This is a genomic window from Paludibacterium yongneupense DSM 18731, from assembly GCF_000422925.1.
In the GTDB taxonomy this organism is placed as follows: Bacteria; Pseudomonadota; Gammaproteobacteria; order Burkholderiales; family Chromobacteriaceae; genus Paludibacterium; species Paludibacterium yongneupense.
Genome location: NZ_KE383957.1, coordinates 166,271 through 189,358, shown reverse-complemented (window position 1 = coordinate 189,358; position 23,088 = coordinate 166,271). Strand labels below are relative to the sequence as shown.

Annotated in this window: 24 protein-coding genes; 8 read left to right on the top strand and 16 right to left on the bottom strand. The window is 64.2% G+C overall.

What is annotated here, in order from left to right:
- Window positions 1-8: 8 nt before the first annotated feature.
- Entirely contained in the window at window positions 9-830 is an 822-nt protein-coding gene (locus G520_RS0115330; protein WP_028536415.1) for a transporter substrate-binding domain-containing protein, read from the bottom strand.
- 27 nt (window positions 831-857) lie between these two features.
- A complete protein-coding gene (locus tag G520_RS0115325) occupies window positions 858-1,679 on the bottom strand; it encodes a transporter substrate-binding domain-containing protein (RefSeq protein WP_028536414.1) in 822 nt (273 codons plus the stop codon).
- 333 nt (window positions 1,680-2,012) lie between these two features.
- Between G520_RS0115325 and cysE the strand changes: the two genes are divergently transcribed.
- On the top strand, window positions 2,013-2,798 hold the full coding sequence (gene cysE / locus G520_RS0115320; RefSeq protein WP_084637664.1) for a serine O-acetyltransferase: 786 nt from the start codon (window positions 2,013-2,015) through the stop codon (window positions 2,796-2,798).
- A gap of 168 nt (window positions 2,799-2,966) precedes the next feature.
- Window positions 2,967-4,058, top strand: coding sequence for an S-methyl-5-thioribose-1-phosphate isomerase (gene mtnA / locus G520_RS0115315; protein WP_028536412.1), 1,092 nt, complete (start codon window positions 2,967-2,969; stop codon window positions 4,056-4,058).
- Here mtnA and mtnC read toward each other — a convergent pair.
- The 7 genes from mtnC to G520_RS23055 are packed head-to-tail and all read right to left on the bottom strand — an operon-like array spanning window position 4,048 to window position 10,884.
- Window positions 4,048-4,743 (bottom strand): acireductone synthase, encoded by a 696-nt coding sequence (gene mtnC, locus G520_RS23065; protein WP_051229442.1) that lies wholly within the window; start codon window positions 4,741-4,743, stop codon window positions 4,048-4,050. The two genes, mtnA and mtnC, sit on opposite strands and share 11 nt — an antisense overlap.
- The gene (locus G520_RS0115305) at window positions 4,730-5,293 is read right to left on the bottom strand and encodes a 1,2-dihydroxy-3-keto-5-methylthiopentene dioxygenase (RefSeq protein WP_028536411.1); all 564 of its coding nucleotides are present in this window, start codon (window positions 5,291-5,293) and stop codon (window positions 4,730-4,732) included. Before G520_RS0115305 ends, mtnC begins: the two co-directional genes overlap by 14 nt.
- On the bottom strand, window positions 5,290-5,940 hold the full coding sequence (mtnB, locus tag G520_RS23060; protein WP_036666388.1) for a methylthioribulose 1-phosphate dehydratase: 651 nt from the start codon (window positions 5,938-5,940) through the stop codon (window positions 5,290-5,292). Before mtnB ends, G520_RS0115305 begins: the two co-directional genes overlap by 4 nt.
- Complete coding sequence (gene mtnK, locus G520_RS0115295) at window positions 5,937-7,223, bottom strand: S-methyl-5-thioribose kinase (RefSeq protein WP_028536410.1); 1,287 nt, start codon at window positions 7,221-7,223, stop codon at window positions 5,937-5,939. Before mtnK ends, mtnB begins: the two co-directional genes overlap by 4 nt.
- A 10-nt stretch (window positions 7,224-7,233) precedes the next feature.
- The gene (locus G520_RS0115290) at window positions 7,234-8,292 is read right to left on the bottom strand and encodes a substrate-binding domain-containing protein (RefSeq protein WP_028536409.1); all 1,059 of its coding nucleotides are present in this window, start codon (window positions 8,290-8,292) and stop codon (window positions 7,234-7,236) included.
- Window positions 8,293-8,314: 22 nt separating this feature from the next.
- Window positions 8,315-9,334, bottom strand: a complete 1,020-nt coding sequence (locus G520_RS0115285) for an ABC transporter permease (protein ID WP_036666387.1) — start codon at window positions 9,332-9,334, stop codon at window positions 8,315-8,317.
- The gene (locus G520_RS23055) at window positions 9,331-10,884 is read right to left on the bottom strand and encodes a sugar ABC transporter ATP-binding protein (RefSeq protein ID WP_211222846.1); all 1,554 of its coding nucleotides are present in this window, start codon (window positions 10,882-10,884) and stop codon (window positions 9,331-9,333) included. The genes G520_RS0115285 and G520_RS23055 overlap by 4 nt, the downstream gene beginning before the upstream one ends.
- Before the next feature lie 272 nt (window positions 10,885-11,156).
- On the opposite strand from G520_RS23055, the gene G520_RS0115275 reads away from it, so the two are divergent.
- Window positions 11,157-13,538 carry a heavy metal translocating P-type ATPase gene (locus G520_RS0115275; RefSeq protein ID WP_028536407.1) on the top strand — a complete coding sequence of 794 codons (2,382 nt, stop codon included), beginning with the start codon at window positions 11,157-11,159 and terminating at the stop codon, window positions 13,536-13,538.
- 22 nt (window positions 13,539-13,560) lie between these two features.
- Here G520_RS0115275 and G520_RS0115270 read toward each other — a convergent pair whose 3' ends face one another.
- From G520_RS0115270 to G520_RS0115255, 4 genes are all read right to left on the bottom strand, one after another.
- Window positions 13,561-14,061 carry a TPM domain-containing protein gene (locus G520_RS0115270; RefSeq protein ID WP_211222845.1) on the bottom strand — a complete coding sequence of 167 codons (501 nt, stop codon included), beginning with the start codon at window positions 14,059-14,061 and terminating at the stop codon, window positions 13,561-13,563.
- Window positions 14,061-14,921, bottom strand: coding sequence for a TPM domain-containing protein (locus G520_RS0115265; protein ID WP_028536405.1), 861 nt, complete (start codon window positions 14,919-14,921; stop codon window positions 14,061-14,063). Before G520_RS0115265 ends, G520_RS0115270 begins: the two co-directional genes overlap by 1 nt.
- Window positions 14,918-15,538: a LemA family protein gene (locus G520_RS0115260; protein WP_028536404.1), complete on the bottom strand. Its 621-nt coding sequence runs from the start codon at window positions 15,536-15,538 to the stop codon at window positions 14,918-14,920. The genes G520_RS0115265 and G520_RS0115260 overlap by 4 nt, the downstream gene beginning before the upstream one ends.
- A 73-nt stretch (window positions 15,539-15,611) precedes the next feature.
- Window positions 15,612-16,073: a GNAT family N-acetyltransferase gene (locus G520_RS0115255; RefSeq protein WP_028536403.1), complete on the bottom strand. Its 462-nt coding sequence runs from the start codon at window positions 16,071-16,073 to the stop codon at window positions 15,612-15,614.
- Window positions 16,074-16,182: 109 nt separating this feature from the next.
- Between G520_RS0115255 and G520_RS0115250 the strand changes: the two genes are divergently transcribed.
- Together G520_RS0115250 and G520_RS0115245 are read left to right on the top strand one after the other, a co-directional pair.
- Window positions 16,183-16,869 carry a hypothetical protein gene (locus tag G520_RS0115250; protein WP_036666385.1) on the top strand — a complete coding sequence of 229 codons (687 nt, stop codon included), beginning with the start codon at window positions 16,183-16,185 and terminating at the stop codon, window positions 16,867-16,869.
- Between the two features lie 274 nt (window positions 16,870-17,143).
- On the top strand, window positions 17,144-17,779 hold the full coding sequence (locus G520_RS0115245; protein WP_028536401.1) for a hypothetical protein: 636 nt from the start codon (window positions 17,144-17,146) through the stop codon (window positions 17,777-17,779).
- A gap of 28 nt (window positions 17,780-17,807) precedes the next feature.
- Here G520_RS0115245 and G520_RS0115240 read toward each other — a convergent pair whose 3' ends face one another.
- The gene (locus G520_RS0115240; RefSeq protein WP_028536400.1) at window positions 17,808-18,269 is read right to left on the bottom strand and encodes a GNAT family N-acetyltransferase; all 462 of its coding nucleotides are present in this window, start codon (window positions 18,267-18,269) and stop codon (window positions 17,808-17,810) included.
- 150 nt (window positions 18,270-18,419) lie between these two features.
- Between G520_RS0115240 and G520_RS0115235 the strand changes: the two genes are divergently transcribed.
- The gene (locus tag G520_RS0115235; protein ID WP_028536399.1) at window positions 18,420-18,626 is read left to right on the top strand and encodes a hypothetical protein; all 207 of its coding nucleotides are present in this window, start codon (window positions 18,420-18,422) and stop codon (window positions 18,624-18,626) included.
- A gap of 135 nt (window positions 18,627-18,761) precedes the next feature.
- Here G520_RS0115235 and fdhF read toward each other — a convergent pair whose 3' ends face one another.
- Window positions 18,762-20,906 (bottom strand): formate dehydrogenase subunit alpha, encoded by a 2,145-nt coding sequence (gene fdhF, locus G520_RS0115230; protein WP_028536398.1) that lies wholly within the window; start codon window positions 20,904-20,906, stop codon window positions 18,762-18,764.
- Between the two features lie 35 nt (window positions 20,907-20,941).
- Window positions 20,942-21,490 (bottom strand): 4Fe-4S dicluster domain-containing protein, encoded by a 549-nt coding sequence (locus G520_RS0115225; RefSeq protein WP_246542756.1) that lies wholly within the window; start codon window positions 21,488-21,490, stop codon window positions 20,942-20,944.
- A 360-nt stretch (window positions 21,491-21,850) separates the two neighbouring features.
- Between G520_RS0115225 and hypA the strand changes: the two genes are divergently transcribed.
- A complete protein-coding gene (hypA, locus tag G520_RS0115220; RefSeq protein ID WP_028536396.1) occupies window positions 21,851-22,192 on the top strand; it encodes a hydrogenase maturation nickel metallochaperone HypA in 342 nt (113 codons plus the stop codon).
- A gap of 38 nt (window positions 22,193-22,230) precedes the next feature.
- The gene (gene hypB / locus G520_RS0115215) at window positions 22,231-23,082 is read left to right on the top strand and encodes a hydrogenase nickel incorporation protein HypB (RefSeq protein WP_028536395.1); all 852 of its coding nucleotides are present in this window, start codon (window positions 22,231-22,233) and stop codon (window positions 23,080-23,082) included.
- Window positions 23,083-23,088 lie beyond the last annotated feature (6 nt).

Below are 23,088 nucleotides of genomic sequence, written 5' to 3'. Positions count from 1 at the left end.
CATGCTCCTTATCTGGCCGTCGTCGCGAATTTGTCGTGCAAGGCATAGATCACGGGCGGGACGGTCAGATGCTCTTTGCGCGCAGTCTGGATCAGCCATCCCGAGCCATGCCACTGCTTGACGATACGGTCGAGTGCAGAGACCGTGTCCTTCTCGCCCCGGCGCACCCAAATGACGCCCGGAGAAGGAATCAGATCGCTGGCAATCGGGGATTCGTAGTCCTTCCAGTCGGCTTCGGTTTCGAGGAGGCGGTGTATTCCACTGCTGATGTGCACCGAGGCTACGCACGCCCCTCCCTTCAGTGCGAGCAGGGCTTCCGGCATGCTCGGCAGAGCCTTCAGCTGGGCACCATATTTTTCCAGCAAGGGCTTGGCGAAATTGCTCCCCTGCGACAGGCAGACCGGTTTCCCGCGCAAGTCTTCCCAGCGCTTGATGCCACTCCCCTTGCGGACCATGGCCGCCCCACCGCTTTCGTCATACTGAGTCGGGACGAAGCTCAGGATCTCGGCCCGGTCCTGCGTCCATTGCATATTGGCAAGCAACAGATCGACTTTGCCGGTCTGCAAGAACTGGACCCGATTGGCCGGCGTCACCACGACCAGATCCAGCTTGACGCCCAGGTGCTGGGCCACGCTTCTGGCCAGGTCGACGTTGAACCCTTGCGGCTGACCGCTATGTCCATCCACGTCGCCATACGGAGCCCCGCCCAGCACCACTCCGACGCTCACGCTTCCGCGCGAGCGGATTTTATCCAGCGTTGCATCCGCATGCGCTGCGACCATCGCCAGCGCCAACACCGCCCCCGCTACGGCTTCGTTTACTGTCGCCATCGCCCTGCCTCTCTTCGTCATGCTTGTTCAGTGAATAGCCACCGGGTAACGCGCTTGCCATTTCAGCAATTCCGGCGTTACGGGAATACGGAATTTGCGTGTTTCCTGGAGCAACCAACCGCTGCGGTACCAATCCTGGGCAATCTGGTCCAGCGCTTTTTCAGTGTCATGTTCGCCTTTGCGCACCCAGATCACGGACGGCAACGGGATCAAGTCCTTGGAGACAGGCATCTCGTACTCTTTCCACTCCGGATTCTCCGAAACCAATAGATGCAGGGGAGCGCTGTCATGCACCGAGGCGGCACAACTCCCGCTCTTGAGGGCCAGCAAGGATTCGGGCATGCCGGTCAGCCCGCGCACGTTCGCGCCATATTGCTCGAGCAGGGGTTTAGCGTAGTTACTACCCTGCGACACGCAGATCACCTTGCCCTTGACGTCTTCCCACCGCTTTATCCCGCTGCCCTTGCGCGCGATCAGCCCGCCCCCCGCCTCGCCATAGGCGGTTGGCACATAACCTAGGATCGCGCTGCGCTCCGCGTTGAGCTGCATATTGGCGAGCAACAGATCCACCTTGCCCTGCTGCAAGAATTGCACTCGATTCGGTGGTGTCACGGTCACCAGTTCGAGCCTGGCTCCGAGCCGCTGAGCGATGCTGCGGGCCAGATCGATGTTGAAACCGCCAGCTTGCCCGCTCTTGGGGTCGATGAAACCGAAAGGAGGAGAATCTACGATCACGCCGGCCGCGACGACCCCGCGCGACCTGATTTTGTCGAGGGTGGCATCGGCCTGCGCCACACTGCTCGCGAGGATGGCGAGCATGAAAAGGTAGATATGGTTTTGCGTTTTCATTTTTCAACCACGATTACAGAAAAGGTCCCGACCATCCGCAGCAGAAAACCGGCGGACACAATCAGGCTCACTCTACCTGCCCGCACTAAGATCAATAAGGAATGAAAAAATAAATACACATAAATAATTCATATATGCAGCACAGCCCGGCCTGCGGCACCGCATGGCCGTCCGTGGTCATGTCGTTATAATTTTTTCTTCGTTCCGAGCTGACGGACGGAACCGATAAGCTCGACTATCGAGGACGACGCCCTCCCCCGTCTTTCTGGCGGCTGCCAGGCATTGCCGGCGCGGAGGCTCGGCTTGCGACCCTCATATCCACGGGAGTCCGGCATGAACCAGACCCATATCAAGGACACCTCGCCGCTCGCGCCAGCCGCCCCGGTCTCTGTGCCGCACAGGCCGCACGTGCTGCGCGGACCGTTCAAGACCGTCCGTCGCGACATCCGCATGATCCTCGCCCGCGACCCGGCGGCCAGGGGGGCACTCGAAGTCATCCTGTGCTACTCCGGCCAGCACGCGGTATGGAGCTACCGCCTCACGCACTGGCTATGGCGCCGTGGCTGGCGGCTGAGCGCGCGCTTCTTGTCGCAACTCGCACGAGGACTGACAGGAATCGAAATCCACCCTGGAGCGCGCATAGGCGACGGCTTCTTCATCGATCACGGCATGGGTGTGGTCATCGGCGAAACGACGGAAATCGGCAACGATGTCACGATCTATCACGGGGTCACATTGGGTGGAACCAGCCTCGCCCACGGCAAGCGTCATCCGACGCTGGGCGACCGCGTCGTCGTCGGAGCCGGGGCCAAGCTGCTCGGTGCGATCGTTATCGGCGACGACAGCCGGGTCGGAGCCAACTCGGTCGTGGTCAAATCGGTGCCCCCCAACTCGGTCGTGGTCGGCATTCCCGGTCAGATCGTGATACGCGCACGGTCAGTCGCGCCAGGAAGCGCTCCCGACCTGCATGACACGGGCCTGCCCGACACGCTGGGCACGGCTCTGCGCATGCTGATCGCCAGGGTGGAGCAACTGGAACGTGCGAACGGCGACGCCGCTCCTCATCCGCCCTTGCAGGATGCCGACGGCAGCTGGCATGGCGAGGACTTCACGATCTAGCCGGGGCATCGTGCCGCGATCCCCGCCAGGGGCGTGCAGGCGTGATCGCCGCCGCATCGACGCCGATCGCGGTTTGATATTAAAAATAATTTCATATTTCTTTTTAATCTGACGGGGCCAGGTATTCCCGCCCCCTCCAACCATGGCGGCCACGCCCGGGATCAGACGATGAAAGTCAACGGTCATCCTTATCGCAGCATCGAGCGCGACGGGCTGCGCTTGCTGGTCATCGACCAGACACGGCTGCCGCACCGTTTCGAACGCATTGCGCTGGACAGCGTCGACGATGTCGCCGCCGCAATCCGCAACATGGTGGTCCGCGGCGCGCCGCTGATCGGCGTGACCGCCGCTTACGGCCTGGCGCTCGCGCTTGCGCGCGATCCCGGCGACGATGCCCTGCAACATGCCTGCGGGCTGTTGGCAGCCACCCGCCCTACTGCGATCAATCTGCGCTGGGCGCTACAGCAGGTCGTCGAGCATGTGACGGCGCTCCCGCCATCCGGGCGCGCCGCCGCGGCGCTGGAACGGGCGGATGCACTGGCCGAGGCGGACGTCGCCACCAATGCCGCGATCGGCGCGCATGGCGCCGGCCTGCTGCGAACGCGCTGGGAAGCGCTCGGACGTCCACCCCGCCTGAATGTGCTCACCCACTGCAATGCCGGCTGGCTGGGTTGCGTCGACTGGGGGACCGCCCTGGCGGCCCTGTACCGGGCGCACGATCAGGGAGTTCCGCTGCATGTCTGGATAGACGAGACCCGCCCGCGCAATCAGGGCGCAAGTCTCACCACCTGGGAATTGGCCAGTCACGGCATAGATGCCACGCTGATTACGGACAACGCCGGCGGCTACCTGATGCGCGCGCGCAAAGTCGACGCCTGCATCGTCGGCGCCGATCGCGTCAGTGCGCTGGGCGATGTCTGCAACAAAGTGGGAACCTACCTGAAAGCGCTTGCCGCTGCCGACAACGGCATACCCTTCTATGTCGCCATGCCGCTCAGCACCCTCGACTGGCAGACGCGCGATGGTCAGAGCGAAATTCCGGTCGAGGATCGCGGCAGCGAGGAAGTCACGCATATCAGCGGGTTGAGCGATCGGGGAACGCTCGAGCGGGTACGGCTGGCGCCGGAGGGCACCCGCGCGCTGAATCCCGCCTTCGACATCACTCCGGCGCGGCTGATCAGCGCGCTGATTACCGAGCATGGCGTCTTTCCCGCCAGCGAAGCCGGTCTGGCGCCGCTGCGGCAGGCGGCTACACGCTGAGTTCGTCGAAGCTGCGGATCGCCGCAGCGTCCGTCTCCACGGACGCCGCGCCACGATCCACCCGCAGTGCACGCCAACCGGCCGCGGCCGCCGCCGCTACCTCGCCCGCATGGTCGGACAAGAACAGCAGGCTCCCGGGCGCCAATCCGGTCCGCTCGGCGATCGCGGCATAAGAAGCGGGGTCGAGCTTGCCACCGACGCCGGTGTCGAAATAGCCGTCGAACATGGCGCTCAGATCGCCGTGCGTGCTATGCGCGAAAAACAGGCGCTGTGCATGGACCGACCCCGAGGAGTAGACATAGAGGCGCAGTCCGCGCGAGCGCCATTCGCGCAAGAGCGGCGCCACATCGGGATAGAGCGGCGCGAGCAACTGGCCCGAACGGTAGCCGGCTTCCCAGATCAACCCCTGCAGCGATTTGAGCGGGGCAAGCTTGCGATCGTCCGCCATCCACTGCAGCAGTTGGTCTCGGGTCTGATCCCGCGTCAGCGGCCTCCCCGCCCGCTGACGGGTCTCGGCCAGGATTCCCTCCAGTTGCGTTTCGCCGGCATGATCATCGAGATAGGCGGCCAGATGACGGCGTGCATACGGAAACAGGATCTCGCGTACAAACTCGACGCCGCAGACAGTGCCCTCGACATCCAGCACGATCCCTGCCAGCCCCTCCGTTGCCTCAAGCCCCGGCATACGGTTCGCCATAGCGCGGAAAGCGGGCGGACAGACCGTCGCCGGTAAAATGGCCGACCCAGCCGGCGGGGTCGGTGAACAGCCTAATCGCGGTAAACCGCGGCCGCGGCCCCATATCGAACCAGTGCCGGGCATTGGCAGGCACGCGCAGCAGATCGCCGCGCTCGCACAGCAACTGATAGACCGAATCGCCGATATGCAGATAAAACGCGCCGCCGCCTTCGACGAAGAAGCGCACTTCATCTTCGCTATGGGTGTGTTCTTCTATGAATTTGCCGCGCAGCGCTTCGCGCTCGGGGTGGTCGGGGGTCAGCCGGACCACGTCGGCGGTGGTATAGCCGCCCTGCTCGCGCAGCCGTGCGATCTCGGCGGCATAGGCCGCCAGAATGGCGTCGGCACTGGCCGCGGCCGGCAGGGGGCTGCGCGAGGTCGACCAACGCTCGAAGCCGACGCCCAGCGCAGCCAGGCGTTCGATGATGACAGCTCCATCGGTGCTGCTTTCCAATGCCTGCTGCGGGGCATCGTCACGGTAACGAATGAGTGTAGTCATGCGACATAATCTCCACTTACTGAATTCAGGGTCTGGTGATCGAACTGCCACTGCAGGGTCAGCAAGGCATCGAACGCCTCGAGATGGCGCCGCGCCTCGGCCACATCCCGGCCCCAGGCATACAGCCCGTGGCCGGCCAGCAGATAGCCGGGCGCGAGGCGGGTCGCATGCGCGCTCGCGAGTTCGGTCTCTATCTGCCGGGCTAGGGCGGCGGTATCCTGCGCATTGGCGAACACCGGAACGCGCAGGGTCACATCGTGACTGCCGATGCCGCTGAAAGCCTTCAGCAACTCCCATCCGTGCAGCAACAGATGCCCGCGCGCCACGCTCAGGCGCGAGACCAGCGCCGCACTGCCGGCATGCACATGCAGGATCGCACCGATCGCCGCATCGGCACGGTAACGTGCCAGGTGCAAAGGGGCTTCGGCCGACACACCGGCGGGCAGGGCGTCGTCAAGTGCGAGCTGCGCCATATCCTGAACGCGCAACGCACTCTTGTCGCAGCCCGAGCGCGTGATCGCGATGCGCTCGCCGATACGGACTGAAAAATTGCCCGATGTCGCAGGAATCCATCCGCGCCGCGCCGCGTCGCCCGCGGCAGCGATCAGCTGCTCCACCTCGGGCCCGCTATCGCTCTGAACCGTCATGCCACCTCCGCTTCGTACTCGGACACCGCCCGCGCCGCGGCAAGAACGGCCTCGATCGAGCCGAAGCGCTCCTTTTCCAGCAGAAGGCGCCGCGCGAGTTGCAGAGCGCGCCGCTCCAGCCGTGCACGCACATCCGGATCGGGGATGGCCTCGAATTCGCGGTTATGCGCAAAGCCCAGGATGCGGCGGATGATTTCCGCGCCGGCGAAGCCCAGCGTATCGTCCAGCAAGGCGGCGACGGCGCGCTGCCGTTCGTCTTGCAAGGCCCGCTGTCCGTCCGCCTCTTCGAACAGCGTCACCGGATACGCGTCCCCCTCCGTCTGCTCTCGCCACAACTGCTGGTAGCGCAGCACGAAATGACGCCAGAACAAATCGATTTGCGCCAATATCCATTCCCCGTAATCCGTGCGTTCGCCAGCGCGGGTCTCGTGTCCGGGCTGGGAAAAATAGGCGGTCAGCAGATTGGCGACGAAGTTGCCGAGATCGAAGCCAAGCGGCCCGTAACGGGCGAACTCGGGATCGATGACCCGGGTATCGCTCGCAGAGACCATGACCGAGCCGGTATGCAGATCACCGTGCAGCAAGGCATCATGCCGGGTCAGAAACGCCTGTCCGAGTCGCGCCACCGCCAGCTTGAGCCGTGCGTCGTGCCGGATGGAGGCCGCCGCATCGTCCAGTTGCGGACTGGACCAGCGATTGCGGGCCTGCTCGCGATAGGGGTCGGCGAACACCAGCTCGGTGGTGACACGAGTCAGCGCCTGATTGGCAGCAAACACGGCCGCGCGGTCGAATACCTTTTCGAACGGTTGCGCCAGCACCGAACTCAGCACACCGTTCTTCGCGACATATTCCGCCACCGCACGCGCGGCATCGGGGTAGCGCACCCCGGCGATCAATGCGCCGCGCAGCACCCGATGCGGCTCAAGCAGCTCCTCGACCAGCACGAACAAGGTCGCATCGTAGTGCAGCAGCGCCGGCGCGAGACGGCCGACATGGGCGGCCGTCTCGGACAGATGGCACGCTTCGAAAAACGTCCTCTCCAGCGGCATCGGCCAGCTCTCGCCGACAACGCGGACATAGGGCAGCGATTGCTTCACGCAGACCCCGCCGGTCGCACCGCGAACCAGAAACACCAGGTTCAGATTGCCGTCGCCGACCTCCTCCACCGTCCAGTCTGCGCTCGGTCCGCCCAGGCGCTCTGCCAGTACGGCGACCCCGCTCAACCAGCGGCGCAGACTATCATCGTCCAGCGGACGATAGCCCGCAGGGATCTCGATGCCCATGTCTTTCCCCTCAATGCGTGACAGGAATCCACGCCGCACGCGCGGCGTCGCTGGTGCCGAAGGCCGGCAGTCTGGCCGATAGCTCCTCAACCGTCTTGATATCGAGGCGATCCAGATCGGCACGCGTAATCAGGGTCGGTTTGACCGCGATATGACGACCAGGATTGATACCGGCTATAGAGAGCGCCAGTGCGCGCACCGACACGGCCCCCACCACGGCGGGGTTGGTGGCGGCGGTAGCGACCCAGGGACTGCCCGCCTCCCGGATTTCGCGAATATCCGATGTCGAGATGTCGGCGCTATAAATCTTCAGCTTGCGCCCGATGCCCAATTCGCTGGCAGCGAGTTTGGTACCGCGGGCAAATTCGTCGTAGGGAGCGAATACCACGCTGATATCGGGATGGGCGCGCAAGGCGGCAAGCGCCTGCGCCGCCACCGAAGTGGCGATCGGATTGTCGACGGTGCCCCAGCGCGCTTTTTCGACGATGCCGGGCGTGGACTTCTTCACGCTCTGCCAGACCGCGTCGCGCCGGTCCAGCGGCGCAAAACCGGGCACATAGACATAAGCGGCCTTGAACGCGCGCCCGTTCTGCTTGATCGCCAGATTCAGCAACGACGATGCAAGATCCTTGTCGCTTTGCTCGATCTGGGGGATCTGCGCCTGATCGAGATCGACGTCGAAGGCCACGACTTTGATGCCGGCATTGACGGCCTTCTGCACCACATCTTTCAACGACTCGGGCAAACCGTGATTGACGATGATGCCTTTCACACCCAGATTGATCGCCTGTTCGATTTGATCGCGCTGCAGTGCCGCGTCCTGCTTGCCGGGAAAGACACGCAAGTCGATGCCGAGGGCGCGCGCCTGTCGTTGCGCACCGCCTTCATACGCCTGAAAAAAATCGCCGGCCGACAGATAGTTGATCAAGGCGATCTTGACCCCGCCCTTGTCGAACGGCGGCGGCGCGCCCTTGATCCCGGAGGCGGCCGCCGCCGACGCGAAGGCCGCGAACAGGCCGACGCCGACCGCAATGCGGCGCCAGGCAGGCGATAAAGCAGATGTAAGCATGAGAACTCCTCGATCCGGCTTTTCAGAGACGATGTGCGCGGCCCGGGCCGAAAGTCAGGCCCAGCGCGACGACGAGTACCAGTCCCTTGATCAGGTCCTGGCTATAAAACGAGACATTCAGCATGGTCAGGCCGTTGAGCAGCACTCCGACGAACACGGCGCCGACGACGGTTCCGACGACATTGGGCCGGCGCGCTTCAAGCACGGCAAATCCGATCAGCGCCGCCGCCACGCTGTCGAGCAGCAAACCGTTTCCGCCCGAGACGTCGCCGCGACCGACACGGGCGGCGATGATCACCCCCCCGAGTGCCGCCAGCAGCCCGGATGCGATATAGGCGATCAGGCGATAGCGCACGGTGGGCGCACCGGCCAGGCGGGCGGCGGCTTCATTGCCGCCGGTGGCGCACAGCACGCGCCCCCAGCGCGTACGCTCGGTAACAAACCAGGCGAGCCAGGCGAGCAAACCCACGATCAGTACCGGCAGCGGAACCCCCTGCCACTCGCTGCGGCCGATGGCGAGAAAAGCCGGGGCAAAGCTGCCGTTGGCCGAACTGCCGTCGGGAAGAATCAAGCCGGGCGTGATCGAACGGCCCGCACTGGGCAGCAGTTGCAGACCGCCGAGCAGAAACAGGGTGCCCAACGTCGCCAGCATGTCCGGTATCCGCAGACGGAACACCAGCAGCCCGTTGAAAGCGCCGACCAGCGCCCCCGCCAGCAGCGCCAGCGCCACGCTGGCGGCGGCTCCGAGCCCGAGCACCACCATCGCGTAGCTGCTGATCATCAACGAAAGCGCGGCCACCGCTCCGATGGACAGATCGAAGCCGCCGCCGATCAGGGCAATGGTTACCGCCAGCCCCAGCAGCGCGTCGACCGCCGTCGACTGCAAGATGCTCAGCAGATTGTTCAGCCGCAGAAACGCGGGCTCGGCCACGCCGAAGACCATCAGCATCAGCGCCAGCAGGAAGAAGAGCGCATAGCGGCGCAGTGCCTGCGCGGTCGCGCGCCAGCGCGGGATAGGGGAAAGGGTCAGACTGGTGTTCATACGAAGTCCTCGCTGGATTCCAGAGCGTGCAGGGCAGCCAGCACGCTTTCGCCTTCGCGCCGCACCCTCAGTTCGGTCAATCGATGTTCCCGCATCACAAACAGGCGATCGGCGACTTCCAGCGCCTCCTCGCGATCGCTGACCGCGACCAGGGTAGCCGTATCGCGACGGGAACGGATGGCGGCGATGAGGTCGGCGCGCGCGCCGACGTCCACCCCCTGAAACGGTTCATCCAGCAGCAGTACGCGGCAGGGCTGGCTCTGCCAGCGGGCAAGAACCACCTTCTGCTGATTGCCACCCGAGAGCTGATCGGGGGTCGCATCCGGCCCCTGGCAGCGGATGCCCAGCCTTTCGATCTCGGCGGCGGCAATGGCATCGATCCCGGAGCGGGAGTAGCTGCCACGAGGAAACAGGCGGCGCAGATGCGGCAGTGCGATCACATCCGCGATGCGCGCGCCTAGCGTGTCGGCGGGCAGAAAACTGCTGCGCCAGCGATCCTCTCCGGCCATGAACACGCCGCTGGCGATGGCAGCGGCCACAGACCGCGGTTGCCAGGCGCGGCCGTCGAGCGCAAACGAACCGCCGCGCAGCGGCTCGGCTCCGAACAGCGTGCGCAACAGCCGACTTTTGCCGGCGCCGAGCGGACCGGTGATCGCCACGACCTCTCCCGCGCACAGATCAAGAGAAATCGGTTGCGCTCCTGCGCGCAGCGTCAGTTGCCGGATCTCGAGTACCCGCCGCGCATCGGCATGCCGCTCTGACAGCGCCGGGGCTGCCGGCGCATGGCCTATCATCGCGCGCACCGCCGCATCCAGATCGAGCGGGGAGGCATAGTCCCCGACCACGCGGCCATTGCGCAGCACCACGGCCCGATCGGCGATACGCCGCAAATCGCCCAGCCGGTGCGAGATATAAAGCACCCCCACGCCGCGCGCCTTCAGCCGGGCAATGACCTCGAACAACTGTTCCGCTTCGCGCGCCGACACGCTGGCGGTCGGCTCGTCGAGAATGATCACGCGGGCGTCATCCGCCAGCGCCCGTGCCACCGCCAGCAGCTGCCGCTGCGCAGGCGAGAGATCGGCAAACAGGGCGTGCAGCGGCAAGTCGAGTCCGATCAGCGCCGCAACATCACGGGCAGCCGCCAACAGACGCCGCCGTCCGGGCACCAGCGGCAGCGCACCGCGGCACAGCCACCCGAGCAGAAGGTTTTCCGCAACGGTCATTTCCGGCACGCCGAGCAGCTCGGTCGCCTGATGCACGGTGACTATGCCGCGGGACAGAGCCGCGCGCGGCGAGGACGAGGGCGAAGGCCGGCCATCGAGCCGGACCCCGCCACTGTCGGGGGCTTGCACGCCGGCGATGATTTTCACCAAGGTGGACTTGCCCGCGCCGTTTGCTCCCATCAGGGCCACGACCTCGCCGGCATCGACGCGCAGACTGACATCGGCGAGTGCTTGCGTCGCGCCGAACCGCTTGCTGACGCGATCGATTTCCAGCACCGCTGCGCGGAAACGATCGTGCTTGATCGACGGGCTTGTGGGTAAAGGCACGACAGATGCTCCTGCTGGCTGATCCCTGCAAATTACGCCTGTATTGATATTAGACAAAGTTATTAATATTGATTTTATAATCACAAATTGATCTATAGCGGCGACTCTCCTCCCCCGTCAGCCTTCCGATGCGCACTCAAAAGCACAGCCCCCCGACCATCCGCCTTGTACGCGACACATCGCACCGCTCCCTCTCTCCCGAAGAAATCACTTCTCACATACCCCCATAGGGTATAAGATAACGCCAGATCGTTTTCTTCGCGGACCCCGTCATGGACAAGCACATCGACCTCAGCCTCCCCATCGGAGGCATGACCTGCGCCGCCTGCGCCAGCCGCATCGAGAAACAGCTGAACAAAAGGGCAGGCGTCAGTGCGAGCGTCAACTTTGCCAGTGAGAGCGCGCTGATCCATGTGGATCTGGAGCAGACATCGCTGACCGAACTGCTCGCTACCGTTCGCAAAACCGGCTTCACCGTGCCGGAGAGCACGATACGCCTGTCGCTGTCAGGCATGAGCTGCGCAGCTTGCGCGGCGCGCATCGAGAAAGTCCTGAACCGGCAGCCCGGCGCCACAGCTAGCGTGAACGTTGCGACGGAGGTAGCAGAGATCCGTTTTCCGGCCGGAATGCTAGACGCCGACACGCTGATCGCCGCCGTGGAGAAAGCAGGCTATGGCGCGCGGCTTCAGACCGATGCCATCGACCGGGGCGAGGAAAGAGCCGCCCAAATGCACAGCGACCGTACCCAGTTCGTGCTGTCGGCCTTGCTGACCCTGCCGCTGCTGGCCGAGATGGTCGCGATGATGAGTGGCGGGCATGGCGAATTCTTGCCGCGCGCTCTGCAATGGCTATTGGCTACGCCGGTGCAATTCTGGTTCGGCCGCCGCTTTTACAAGGGCGCCTGGCACAGCCTGCGCGGCGGAGCCGCCAATATGGACGTACTGGTGGCACTGGGCACCACGACGGCCTACGGCCTGAGCAGCGTGGTCACGATGTTCGGCTGGAGCGAACGCCACGTTTACTTCGAAGCCAGCGCCGCCATCATCACCCTGGTCATCCTCGGCAAGTGGCTGGAGTCGCGCGCGAAGGGCAAGACCTCAAGTGCGATCGCCGAGCTGCTCAAGCTGCAACCGCGCAGCGCGCGTGTCGAAGTGGAGGGCGAGCTGCGAGAAGTGCCGATCACCGAGCTGAAAACCGGCGACATCGTCATCGTTCCGCATGGCGAGGCGATTCCGGTCGATGGCGAGGTCATCGCCGGACGGGCGGCGGTCGATGAAAGCATGTTGACCGGGGAAAGCCTGCCAGTGGAAAAAGCCGAGGGCGATCGCGTCTACGCCGCGACCAACGTGCAGGACGGGACGCTCAAGTGTCGTGCGACCAGCGTCGGCGGCCAGACCCAGCTGGCGGAGATCGTCCGGCTGGTCTCGGCAGCGCAGGGTTCCAAAGCGCCTATCCAGCGTCTGGCAGACCGGATAGCCGGCGTTTTCGTTCCGGCCGTGGTCTCCATCGCCGTACTGACCTTCGCGTTGAGCGTCGCGCTGGGCACGGGCGTCGCCAGCAGTCTGATCAATGCGATCGCCGTGTTGGTCATCGCCTGCCCGTGCGCGCTCGGGCTCGCCACACCGACGGCGGTCATGGTCGGCATCGGCCGCGGCGCGCAGCACGGCATTCTTTTTCGCAATGCCGCGGCCCTGGAGCACGCCGAAAAAATCGATGTACTGGTCGTCGACAAGACCGGCACCCTGACCCTGGGCCAGCCTGCCGTCCAGCAGATCGTCCCGTGCGCCGACTTGCCGGTCGGCCGGATCCTGCAACTGGCAGCCAGCCTGGAGCAAGGTTCGGAGCACCCGTTGGCGCGCGCCATCCTGCGCGCATGCCAGGAGGCCGGCGAGACGCTGCTAGCGGTGGAGGATTTCGGCACGGAACCGGGACGGGGCATCAGCGGTCGCATCGGGGACAGTCGTGTCCGCGTCGGCTCTCCGTCCTGGGCGGGACCAGTGGGCGCGGCCGACGAAGCGCGAATCGGCGAGCAGGCCATGCTGGGCCGCACGCTGGCGGCCGTGTCGGTCGACGACAGGCAGGTCGGATTGATCGCGATTGCCGATGCCATCCGGCCGAGCTCCCGCCTCGCGGTCGAACGCCTGCGCCAGAGCGGGGTCGAGGTCGTGATGATGACCGGAGACAATCCGGCCACCGCCTCCGTCATCGCGGGACTGGCCGGCATCGAGCGCTACCGTGCCCAGGTATTGCCGCAGGACAAGGCCGCCTTTGTACGGGAATTGAAACAGGAAGGACGCCATGTGGCCATGGTCGGCGACGGCGTGAACGATGCGCCGGCGCTCGCCGCCGCCGATGTCGGCTTTGCGATGGGCGCCGGCAGCCACGTCGCGATAGAGACCGCCGACGTCACCATCATGCATAGCGATCTGCTGGCCGTGTGCGATGCGATCGCCCTATCGCGCGCAACGCTGTCCAAGATCCGCCAGAACCTGTTCTTTGCCTTCATCTACAATATTTTCGGCATTCCGCTTGCCGCGCTCGGCATGCTCAACCCCGTCGTCGCCGGCGCCGCCATGGCCATGAGTTCGGTATCGGTCGTCAGCAACTCGCTGCTGCTGCGGCGCTGGCGAGGCCGCGCCGGCGTTGCGGGCTGAGGACGGGCGCCAGCCGCACGGCCTATAGCAGCACGGGCCCATCCGGCAACTCGTTCGCCTGGCCCGATGCCGCAGGGAAATGTTCGGCCAGACAGCGACCGAGTTCGCGCACGCCCTCCTCGGCCCCCTCCCGAAAGCGGCCTTGCCGAAATGCGTCTTCCATGCGTCGGCAGATGGCCGCCCACTCGCGTTCTCCTACCCGCGCGTGAATCCCCCGGTCGGCGACGATCTCGACCGCGCGGTCGGCCAGCAACACATAAACGAGCACACCGTTGTTATGTTCGGTGTCCCAGACCCGCAAACGCGAAAAAACGTCGACCGCCCTGTCTCTGGCCGTTTGTCCGCGATACAGGGCCCGGCCCGGCAAGGCGCCCTCGATCGCAAAGCGAACCTGCCCTGCATGCGCCTGCTCGCCAAGCCTGATCGCGTCCTCGACGCTACGCAGCGCCGCCGCCGGGAATACCCGCCGGACCTGCCACTGCGGCATGAAAAAATGTCGCACCCATCGTCCGAGACCAGCCATCACCATCTCCCCGAGGCACCGCCGCCGCCAAAACCGCCACCACCGCCGCCAAAGCCTCCGCCACCGCCAAAACCGCCACCGCTTACTCCCCCCGGCCAGCCGCCACCCGGACCGCCGCGGCCGCCGAATACACCCTGCGCCAGCACCAGGACAAAGGCGAGCGCTCCCGCGCCCAAGGCGGCGAGCACGCCATCGACCAGCACCCAGACCAGAACCGCCGCCCCGCTGCCCGCCACGACGGCGGCGGGAATCCGTCCGAGCAACGGCGGGAGAATGCCCCCCGCCACAAACACCAGCAGAAACAGCAGCGGCAGCACGGACTCGCTCCGGCCCCGCGCGTCGCGGCGATCGGGCGCGGGCAAGGGCTCGCCATCGATCACGCTCATCATACGATCCACGCCGTCCGCGATGCCGCTGTAGAAATCCCCCCGGCGCAGGCGCGGCACGATGATTTCACTGATGATGCGCTTGCTCGTCGCATCGTTCAGCGCCCCCTCGAGGCCGTAGCCGACCTCGATGCGCAGGGTGCGATCATTCCTGGCAACGATGAGCAAGGCGCCATCGTCCACCTTCGCACGCCCGAGTTTCCACTGTTCGACAACACGCAGAGAGTATTGCTCTATCGGCTCGCCCCCGGTCGTGCCGACGACGAGCACCGCCAGCTGGCTGCCCTTGCGGGCTTCGAAGGCCTGCAGCTTCCGCTCCAGCGCTGCGGACTGCTCGCGCGTGAAAGCACCGGTCTGATCGGTGACATGCGCACTCAGTGGCGGCACCGGCAACGGTTCGGCCGCGGCCAGCAAGCTCCAGCCGAAGGCGGCAAGCAGCAACACGCCGCGCAGCGCCGCCGCGACCCTCGTCATTGACTACTGCCCTGCGCGGCCGCCGGCGTGCCCGACGCTCCGAAGTCGACGCGCGGCGCCGTCGACAGCGCCTTTTCGTTCTCGAGTGCGAAGTTGGGCTTCACTTTATAGCCGAGCGCCAGCGCCGTCAGGTTCGAGGGGAAGCTGCGCACCGTGATGTTGTAGTCCTGAACCGCCTTGATATAGCGGTTGCGCGCGACGGCAATGCGGTTTTCCGTGCCCTCGAGCTGGGCCTGCAGATCGCGGAATCCTGTGTCCGCCTTCAACTGCGGATAGTTCTCCGTCACCACCAGCAAACGCGAGAGCGCCCCCGACAACTGCGACTGGGCCGCCTGAAATTTGGCGAAGGCCGCGGGATCGTTCAGCATCTCCGGACGGGCCTGCAGGCCGCCCACCCGGGCGCGGGCGCGCGTGACGTCGACCAGCACGCCTTTTTCATGCGCCGCGTACGCCTTGACGGTATCGACCAGGTTTGGCACCAGGTCGGCTCTGCGCTGATACTGGTTAAGCACTTCCGACCAGCTCGACTTGAGCTGCTCATCCTTGCTCTGCAAGGTGTTATAACCGCAACCGGACACGCTCAGCACCACCAGCAGGACAATCCATACATTACGCATCGCTACGCCCCCATCAAAAATGCGAGAGTCCGGGCCGGCGCATCGCCACCCCGGCAGGGCGGCGGCCAACGCCTCACAGGATTTTGCGATAAACCAGAAATCCCGAGCGCTCGGCCACCGAGTCGTACAGCCGCATTGCCGTCAAATTGGTCTCATGCGTCTGCCAATACACGCGACCGGCGCCGGCTTCGCGCGCACGCGCGTAGACGGCTTCGACCAGCAAGCGGCCGACCCCCTGACCACGCGCCGCCTCCACCGTATACAAGTCTTGCAAGTAACAGGTCGGACCGATCAGTGTCGTGCTGCGGTGAAACAGGTAATGCGCGAAACCGATCAGAAAACCGTCGCATTCGGCGACCAGCGCCCACACCGGCTCGTCGGGATCAAAGAACCGCGCCCAGCATGTACGCGTAATCTCCGGCGCCAGCGCGTCCGCGCCCGAGCGTCCATAAAATTGGTTGTAGCCATCCCACAAGACGGACCACACCGAGAAATCAGACGATTGCAACGGACGGACAGCAAGTGATATCGACACCTTACTCTCTCCTCATGGCGAGTGGAGTTCGCGCAAGAGCGCAGGACGAATGACATTCAATTACCTTGACAGTATTATCTACCCTACCAGTAAATTAAAGAGTTGCAGCATGAACCGGATTGCATGTGGATCGAGTCTGGCCGCCATTTCGTTCGCCGTTCTGGCACAAGCCCCCGAGCGACCGCAGTTGCACGTCGGCGACACCTGGACCTACCACATCACGACAGAAAAGGGCCGCACGGTCCTGAGCCGTGTCAGCAACGACTTCACCGTCACCCGTGTCACGGCCGGCAGCGTTTACTACTCCCAGACCGTAAGCGGAGCGGCGGAGACGGCCGTCGACCAGTTTGCGGGGACCGACTGGAGCCGGACATTGTCGGTAAACGGCACCGACATCGTGGTCAATCGTCCCTTTTCGTTTCCGTTGACGCCGGGAAAAAGCTGGGATATCGAATACCGCAAGATACACCCGACCCCCGATCATGCCTTCGAACTGTGGCGCAGCCGTTATACCGTCGTCGGCACGGAAGATGTCACCGTCCCCGCCGGTACTTTTCATGCATTCAAGGTCGAAGCCGAAGGGGGCTGGGTAGCCGAACTGGAGCCGGCCGCCGCTTCCGCGCCGACAGCCGGGATGGCTGAGCGCCAGCGCGTGGGCGGGCGGACCTACAAGGCGTTCTGGTATGCGCCCGAAGTCAAGCGCTGGATCCGGTCCATCGAAGAGTACTTCGATGACAATGGCGAACGGGTGTCGCGTTTCAGCAGCGAACTCGTCTCCTGGAAAGTTCAGCCTTGAACCGGCCCGGCCGCAGCGGCTTTCGTATGACAGGAACAGACCGCTGCAAGCCCCCTTTTTTTCAGACTAAAGTACCAAATTGGCCGTAAAAACCACAATAGCGACTAAAAATTCGCCACAACCCCATAAAAAGACACAACTTTTCCAGCTTGCTGCCGATATGAATAATGGATGATCACGGATTATGCAGTGCCGTGGGTCGACGGACCTGACCTGATTCCCGGCTCCAGCCCGACACGGGCGTTTGCAGCCAGGAAGTCTGAGGAGCCTGGCAATGACGATTTCTTCTATCGATGGTTCACTGTATACGAGCGCCCTGCAGCCCGCCGGTGGCGCTGCCGCAGCGGGGAGCAGCACGCAATCGGACGGGGGGCCCACCGCCGCTACGGTCCGGCACCACTACCACAACGGCGGCGGCGGCCAGGAATTTCAGCAGGCACTACAACAGACACTGGCCCAGTACGGCCTCAACCCGGTCGGCAATTCGGCATCCGGAGAGAGCGGCGCCAGTGACTACTCCACCGGCAACCCGATGATAGATCAGGATCTGCATACGCTGGTACGCGATCTGTATTCATCGATCAGCCTGCAAAGCCCGAACCGCTCCAGCGTGGACACGACCGCGTCTTCGCTCAACGGCGGCTACTCTAATTTCAGTACCGGCCTGCAGAATCTGATCCAGGAGATGTCCAGCGGCGCAAGCGCCAGCTCGAACAACAGCAATCTGTCCAGCCTGCAAGCGTCGTTTCAGAAGCTGATGACCGACGTCCAGCAAAGCTCGGACGCTTCGGCCAACCAGAGCAGCACCTTGGCCCCTTCGCTGCAGGAATTCTTGCGCAGCCTTTACCGCAGGCTGGAAGACCCCTCCTCCAACACCGGGATCGGCAACGTCATCAGCACGACATCCTGAAGTCGTCCGGTCCGCACAGGACGCCCGGTCACAGGTCTTTGCTCATCGGCACGCATTCGAGCACGATACCGCGCGGCGAACGATACAGCGCCTGTCCGCTGCCAGTGAAGCCGCAGGTGCGGTAGAAGTCGGCAGCATTCAGCGTGGCATCGAGATGCACGCGCACGAGCCCGGCCTGGCGCGCGAGCCGCTCGAGGTGGGTCAGCATGCGCCGTCCGATCCCGCTGCCCATGCGGACAGGATCGACAAAAATCGCATCGATCTTGCCGTCCCGCAGGTCTATCATCCCGCTCGCCGCCAGCACGCCGTCGATCTCGGCCACATAGCCATGCCTGTCCAGCGCGGCGACAAAGTCCGGACCCGGTCCCCCATCGGTCCAGATCTGCAGGCTGGCGGTAGAGTAGTAGCCTGCGCACTGGGCCAGGATGGCGGCCTTGCGCAGCGCCATCACCGCGGCAACATCGGCGCTCACAGCCTTCCTTATTTTCATGACTTTTCTCATGACAAAAAAATATTTTGACATCATACCCCGGCAGCGGCAAGCGCGTTGCGGGAACCCGCGCACTTCGACGCGGTCTTCCCATGCCGCGGACGGAGCGTCTTCTTCCGTCCTGTCGCCCCCTTTGTAGAGGAGCATCCAATGTCCCCCTTGCCCCTGCCGTGCGGTCTGCCATCGAAGGGCTTGCTGTTGGCCACCCGCGTCGAAGCCCGGACCCTGGTCATCCTCCACGACTCGAAAGCGGTCGCCCGCCTCGACATCCCCGACCGCGTCGAGCCCAAGGTCGGCAGCGATCGCAGCTCGGCCGGCGCCAACGGCAAAGCCTCGCGCTACGGCGGGCACGTCTAAGCGGAGGCCGGCACCGGCGACACGGCCCTGCCGCTGCGGGCAGAAGCAATCGAGATCGACTCCCGAGCACACGAAAAAACCGGCCGGGCGAAAGCGCCCCGGCCGGCTGTATTCACGCGCTCGTGACGACGGCAATCAGACCGTCGCCGCGTGCCGCAACCGCGCCTTGAGCTGGCTGTATTCCTGCTGCACGTAGTTTTCCGCCCACAGCTGGTCGTCAATCGCTTCGACGCGCACGGCACAATGCTTGTACTCGGGCGTTTTCGAGATCGGGTCCAGATGCTCGATGGTCAACTCGTTACAGGCGCCGATCCACCACTGGTAAGTCATGTACACGGTCCCGGCATTGACGCGCTCGTTGACGGCGACGCGGGCGATCACCTTGCCGCGGCGCGATGCGATCCAGGCCAGTTGCTGATCCTGCAAGCCCAGCTTGGCGGCGTTGTCCGGATGAATCTGCACATAGCCCGGTTCGTCGGCCAGCGTCTGCAGCGCACTGCAATTGCCGGTCATGGAACGGCAGGAGTAGTGTCCGACTTCGCGAACCGTGCACAGACCGAGCGGGTATTCCGCATCGACCTGCTCGAGCGGCGCCCGCCATTCGGCGGCAAACAACAGCCCCTTGCCGCTCGCGGTATCGAACTTGTTGTCCTTGTACAACCACGGCGTACCGGGATGGTCTTCAGTCGGACAGGGCCATTGCACGTAGCCGAGCCCGGCAAGCTTGTCGTAGGTGGCACCGGTGTACAGCGGGCACAGCGCGATCATCTCGTCCCAGATTTCGCGCGTGTCCCGATACTTCATCGGATAGCCCATGGCAGTGGCCATGAGGCTGAAGATTTCCCAGTCCGGCTTGACGTTGCCCTTGGGTTCGGCCGCCTTGTAGAAGCGCTGGAAGCCGCGGTCGGCACTCGAATACACGCCGTCATGCTCGCCCCAGGAGGTGGCAGGCAGGATCACGTCGGCAAACATTGCCGTCTTCGTCATGAAGATATCCTGCACGATGATGAATTCGAGTTTCTCGAACGCCTGGCGCATCGTTTCCAGATCGGGCTCGGTCTGGGCAGGATCTTCGCCGAAGATGTAATAGGCCTTGAGCTTGCCTTCCTGTACCACATGCGGAACATCGGTCAGCGAGAAGCCGACGCGCTTGGACAACTCCGGCACACCCCACGCCTTGGCGAATTTGGCACTGGCGGCTTCGTCGGAGACATGCTGATAGCCGGGAAACTGGTTGGGCAACATGCCGACGTCGCACGCGCCTTGCACATTGTTCTGTCCGCGCACCGGGCCGACGCCGACGTTCGGGCGTCCGAGGTTTCCGGTCAGCAGGGCCAGACCGGACAGTCCCTTGACCACATCGACCGCCTGCCCCCATTGCGTAACGCCCATGCCCCACAGAATCGTCGCCGACGGCGCTGCGGCATAGACGCGCATGGCTTCGCGGATCTGCTGTGCCGGCAGGCCGGTGATCGTTTCCACGTATTCCGGCGTGTATTTGGACACCAGGGCGCGATAGTCTTCGAAACCCTCGGTATAGCGCGCCACATAGTCCTGCTTGTACAGATTTTCTTCGATCAGTACATTGGCGAAAGCGTTGACCAGCGCCATATTGCTGCCGTTGTGCAGCGGCAGCCACATATCGGCCAGCCGGGCGGTTTCGATGAATCGCGGGTCGCAGACGATGACCTTGGCGCCCTTTTCCTTGGCCTTGAGAATGCGGCGGGCCACGATGGGGTGCGAATCGGCAGGGTTGTAGCCGAACACCAGAATGCATTTGCTGTCTTCGATTTCGCAGATCGAGTTGCTCATCGCGCCGTTGCCGAGCGTCACTTGCAGGCCGGCCACCGACGGGCCGTGGCACACGCGGGCACAGCAGTCGATGTTGTTGGTGCCGATCACGGCGCGCGCGAACTTCTGCATCACGTAGTTGGATTCATTGCCGGGACCGCGCGACGAGCCGGTGCACATGATGGCGTCCGAACCGTGCTTGGCCTTGATCTCCTGCAGCCGCGAGCTCGCATAGCTGATCGCTTCGTCCCAGGAGACGGCTTCGAATTCGCCGCCACGCTGACGCCGGATCATCGGCTGCTTCAGGCGAGGAGTCAGCAGCTTGGTATCGTTGATGAAATCCCAGCCGAAATAGCCCTTCAGGCACAGCTCGCCTTCATTGGTCACGCCGTTGGCCGGTTCCGCCCCGACTACCGTCCCGTTCTCGACCAGCAGGTTGAGCTTGCAGCCAGAGCCACAGTACGGGCATACGGATATTACTTTCTCCATTTTCCAACTCCCTTTGCGGAGGATTCAATTCTCGCTCAGAACAGCCTGCCGTTCGTCATGTCCAGTGCCGCGCGCTCCTGCCGCGACTTGCGGGCCGCATCCATCGTATTGCGGTCGACCAGATGCAGGGCCTTGGTCGGACAGGAGGGGATGCAGGCCGGTCCACCGGCATGATCGACGCACAGATCGCATTTCTGCACCTCGGCCTTGATCGCATGCGTCGTCGCATAGCCGGCCGCAGGCTGGGCCGCCGGCCGCGCCACCACATTCATCGCGCCATAAGGACAGGCGACCATGCATGTCTTGCAACCGACGCAACGGTCCTGCAGCACCTGAACGCTGTTCTGACGATAGACAATGGCGCCATTCGGGCAGACATTGACGCACGGTGCATCTTCACAGTGGCGGCACAGCACGGGCGTGCTGATCTTCATGCCTTTTACCACGGTCAAACGTGGCGCAAACGTCGCCGGCGTCAGGGGGGCGGCGATTGCGCCGACCGGGTGAGCCAGGGCACAGGCGATTTCACAGGTGCGGCACCCTATGCATTTATCAGGTTCTGCGATAACGAACCGGTTCATCATTACGCCTCCTTAGTGGCTCCTGATCTGGGTTGTGGTGGCACTCGGCATAGCGCGACAGCAACGCTCGCGAAGCCAGGATCCCCCCCGATAAAGCATTTGCCGTGCCAATGGTTTCCAGGCGCGCCCGACGACCCGAAAGCCAGCAAAGACGGGGCTTTGCATCCGGACAGGCGCCCGTGTCAGGTGTCGATGCCACTGTCGACATCCCTGTCATCGTCACTTTTGTCGACGCCCGTCAGCCGCCCTGCGCGGCAGACTCGCACTGGGGGCGTACACGGTCCGGTTTGATCCACCGCAGCGTCATGGCGTGCCGCACAGTGCTAGCATGCGCATCATGAGCCGTGCGTCGTGGAGACCGACATGCATGAATTGACGCTTGCCGAGAGCGTATTGGAAATTGTGGGGGCCGCCGCCCGACGCGCGGGGGCCAGCCGGGTGACCGGCGTACGGCTGGCCATCGGCGCACTCGCGCATGTCGAGTCCGATACGCTGCAGTATTGTTGCGAGGTGGCAAGCCGTGACACGATAGCGGCAGACGCGCGCTTCAGCATCGAACGGCCGCCGGGCCGGGCCTGGTGCGCGGCATGCGCTGCCGAGGTCGGCCTCGAGCGCTGGGGCATGCCCTGCCCGCAATGCCAGGGCTTCGACCTCTCCATTACCGATGGCGATCAGATGCGCGTACTCGACATCGACATCGCCTGACCCTTGACAGTGCCGGCCACGCCGGCAGGGAGAACTCCATGTGTAGCAGCTGCGGTTGCGGCCATGACGCGGTCAGCCTGGATGGAAAACCGCTCGACCACCCTCACCCACACGATCACGGACTGCATCGCCGCAGCGCGCGTAGTGGCGCCGCGGCGCCCACCGGCGCCTACCGCCCGCTCGACGCGGCACACGCGCCAGGACTCGATGCCGGACGCACACTGAAGATCGAACAGGACCTGCTCGCCGCCAACGACGCACTGGCGGCGAAAAACCGCGCACGCCTCGCGCGCGCCGGCATTTTCGCGCTCAATTTCGTCTCCAGCCCCGGTTCCGGCAAGACCAGCTTGCTGGTGGACACCATCACCCGCTGGCAGCACGGACCGATCGCCGTCATCGAGGGCGATCAGCAGACATCGAACGATGCGGCCCGCATCCGCGCGACCGGTGCGACGGCGGTGCAGATCAACACCGGCCGTGGCTGCCATCTCGACGCACACATGGTCGGTCACGCGCTCGCGCAACTCGAGCGGCAGGCGGCGCTGACCGACAACAGTCTGTTATTGATCGAGAACGTCGGCAATCTGGTGTGCCCTGCCGCCTTCGATCTCGGCGAGGCGCACAAAGTCGTCATCCTGTCCGTCACCGAAGGCGAGGACAAGCCGCTCAAATACCCCGATATGTTTCGCGCCGCCGACTTGCTGCTGCTGAGCAAGACCGATCTGCTGCCGCATGTCGATTTCGATGTCGAGCAGGCGATCGCTTACGCGCGCCAGGTTCGCCCCGAGCTGCCCGTCATCGCCCTGTCGGTCAAGAGCGGCGCCGGCATGGCCGAATGGCTGGCCTGGCTCTCGCGCGGGCAGCAGGCCGCCGCCGCGCACGCAGGTTGATGCGGA

Coding starts and splice junctions, on each gene's coding strand:
- G520_RS0115330 (WP_028536415.1), bottom strand. CDS start 830: ATGGCGACAGTAAACGAAGCCGTAGCGGGGGCGGTGTTGGCGCTGGCG.
- G520_RS0115325 (WP_028536414.1), bottom strand. CDS start 1,679: ATGAAAACGCAAAACCATATCTACCTTTTCATGCTCGCCATCCTCGCG.
- cysE (WP_084637664.1), top strand. CDS start 2,013: ATGAACCAGACCCATATCAAGGACACCTCGCCGCTCGCGCCAGCCGCC.
- mtnA (WP_028536412.1), top strand. CDS start 2,967: ATGAAAGTCAACGGTCATCCTTATCGCAGCATCGAGCGCGACGGGCTG.
- mtnC (WP_051229442.1), bottom strand. CDS start 4,743: ATGCCGGGGCTTGAGGCAACGGAGGGGCTGGCAGGGATCGTGCTGGAT.
- G520_RS0115305 (WP_028536411.1), bottom strand. CDS start 5,293: ATGACTACACTCATTCGTTACCGTGACGATGCCCCGCAGCAGGCATTG.
- mtnB (WP_036666388.1), bottom strand. CDS start 5,940: ATGACGGTTCAGAGCGATAGCGGGCCCGAGGTGGAGCAGCTGATCGCT.
- mtnK (WP_028536410.1), bottom strand. CDS start 7,223: ATGGGCATCGAGATCCCTGCGGGCTATCGTCCGCTGGACGATGATAGT.
- G520_RS0115290 (WP_028536409.1), bottom strand. CDS start 8,292: ATGCTTACATCTGCTTTATCGCCTGCCTGGCGCCGCATTGCGGTCGGC.
- G520_RS0115285 (WP_036666387.1), bottom strand. CDS start 9,334: ATGAACACCAGTCTGACCCTTTCCCCTATCCCGCGCTGGCGCGCGACC.
- G520_RS0115275 (WP_028536407.1), top strand. CDS start 11,157: ATGGACAAGCACATCGACCTCAGCCTCCCCATCGGAGGCATGACCTGC.
- G520_RS0115270 (WP_211222845.1), bottom strand. CDS start 14,061: ATGGCTGGTCTCGGACGATGGGTGCGACATTTTTTCATGCCGCAGTGG.
- G520_RS0115265 (WP_028536405.1), bottom strand. CDS start 14,921: ATGACGAGGGTCGCGGCGGCGCTGCGCGGCGTGTTGCTGCTTGCCGCC.
- G520_RS0115260 (WP_028536404.1), bottom strand. CDS start 15,538: ATGCGTAATGTATGGATTGTCCTGCTGGTGGTGCTGAGCGTGTCCGGT.
- G520_RS0115250 (WP_036666385.1), top strand. CDS start 16,183: ATGAACCGGATTGCATGTGGATCGAGTCTGGCCGCCATTTCGTTCGCC.
- G520_RS0115245 (WP_028536401.1), top strand. CDS start 17,144: ATGACGATTTCTTCTATCGATGGTTCACTGTATACGAGCGCCCTGCAG.
- G520_RS0115240 (WP_028536400.1), bottom strand. CDS start 18,269: ATGAAAATAAGGAAGGCTGTGAGCGCCGATGTTGCCGCGGTGATGGCG.
- G520_RS0115235 (WP_028536399.1), top strand. CDS start 18,420: ATGTCCCCCTTGCCCCTGCCGTGCGGTCTGCCATCGAAGGGCTTGCTG.
- fdhF (WP_028536398.1), bottom strand. CDS start 20,906: ATGGAGAAAGTAATATCCGTATGCCCGTACTGTGGCTCTGGCTGCAAG.
- G520_RS0115225 (WP_246542756.1), bottom strand. CDS start 21,490: ATGATGAACCGGTTCGTTATCGCAGAACCTGATAAATGCATAGGGTGC.
- hypA (WP_028536396.1), top strand. CDS start 21,851: ATGCATGAATTGACGCTTGCCGAGAGCGTATTGGAAATTGTGGGGGCC.
- hypB (WP_028536395.1), top strand. CDS start 22,231: ATGTGTAGCAGCTGCGGTTGCGGCCATGACGCGGTCAGCCTGGATGGA.